The sequence below is a fragment of the Polaromonas sp. P1_G4 genome, from assembly GCF_056405475.1.
The window spans coordinates 1-723 of the sequence record NZ_JBFUCA010000991.1; the positions used below are offsets into that span (position 1 = coordinate 1).

Below are 723 nucleotides of genomic sequence, written 5' to 3' on the forward strand. Positions count from 1 at the left end.
GCAGTCATCGCAGTAGGGAACCGACTGAACTGCCCCAAGCAAGCGACGGCCCTGGCTGGGTGTAGCAAAGCATGGGGCGAGACATAGTTAACGCGAGTAAACGTTCATGCCGGGAAAGAAGAAAGCAATTTCCGCCTTGGCCGTTTCGGCGGCATCCGAACCATGGACGGCATTGGCATCAATGCTGTCGGCGAAATCCGCACGAATGGTGCCGGCGGCAGCCTTCTTCGGATCGGTAGCTCCCATCAGATCACGGTTTTTCAGGATGGCGCCCTCACCTTCCAGCGCCTGGATCATGACGGGGCCGGAAATCATGAAGGAAACCAGGTCTTTGAAGAATGGGCGCTCTTTGTGCACCGCATAAAAAGCCTCAGCCTCGCCTTGCGACAAGTGAGCCATCCTGGCGGCCACAAGCTTCAAGCCAGCAGCTTCAAAACGCGCATAGATTTGCCCAATGACGTTTTTCGCCACGGCGTCGGGTTTGATGATGGAGAGAGTGCGCTCGATTGCCATGAGATTTCCTTAACTTAAATTTTTTGGAGTCGTAAATTATTCAAAAATTTGAATAAAGCCTATGATTTTAACCTGTAGGCGTATTGGCTCAAATCAACCTTGCGGTTAGAGGTGCCTCTGCGGGTCATCGATTTCCACCGCGACTCCCACCACCGCGATTGCCGCCTCCCCGGTTTCCACCACCGGCACCGCCGCGGCGCGGTCCACCGG

The 723-nt window shown here is 55.0% G+C and carries 1 protein-coding gene; it reads right to left on the bottom strand.

The genetic code is table 11. The annotated features are described in order from the left end of the window. Positions 1-87: 87 nt before the first annotated feature. Positions 88-513, bottom strand: coding sequence for a nucleoside-diphosphate kinase (gene ndk, locus AC1D1X_RS24940; RefSeq protein WP_477669353.1), 426 nt, complete (start codon positions 511-513; stop codon positions 88-90). Positions 514-723 lie beyond the last annotated feature (210 nt).

Coding starts and splice junctions, on each gene's coding strand:
- ndk (WP_477669353.1), bottom strand. CDS start 513: ATGGCAATCGAGCGCACTCTCTCCATCATCAAACCCGACGCCGTGGCG.